This is a genomic window from Mesorhizobium sp. M7A.F.Ca.CA.001.10.2.1 (assembly GCF_003998575.1).
Classification (GTDB): Bacteria; Pseudomonadota; Alphaproteobacteria; order Rhizobiales; family Rhizobiaceae; genus Mesorhizobium.
The window spans coordinates 1-458 of record NZ_RZQY01001352.1 but is presented as its reverse complement, the minus strand read 5'-3'; the positions used below and the strand labels follow the sequence as shown (position 1 = coordinate 458).

Below are 458 nucleotides of genomic sequence, written 5' to 3'. Positions count from 1 at the left end.
CCTTTGTCGCGATGCGGCCGGCGAAATCGTTCTGGAAAAAGGCGTAGGACTGGCGCGAGACATGCCGGTGTGCCTGCCAGCGCACCAGATTGTAGAAGCCCGGCGTGATGGTCTGTTCATCGACCAGCGCCGACAGGCCGACGACGACGGTGCGGATGACCAGCACCACCACGACCATGAAAACCAGTTCAGGACCGGCGGCGGCCCACAGTGCGTGCCAGCTGCGCTCGGCGGGAAGCTGGTCGAGAATATCGACGAGCCGCCCGACGAAGTAGAACAGGCCGGCCTCGACCAGCGGCGCGATGCCGCCGATGACCAGCATGGCGAAGAAGGCGAACTTCGCCTGGCCGACATAGTGCCAGAGGAAACCGCCGACGCTGGTCGGTGGCCGAAGATTCGCTGGCTCCCTGAACGGATAGACCCAGTTCTCGAACCAGCGATAGACGGCTGTCATCATG

General features: G+C 63.5%; 1 pseudogene. It reads right to left on the bottom strand.

The window, feature by feature from the left end:
- Positions 1-457 (bottom strand): annotated as a pseudogene (locus EN964_RS37030) (ABC transporter ATP-binding protein); the annotation flags it as partial.
- Position 458 lies beyond the last annotated feature (1 nt).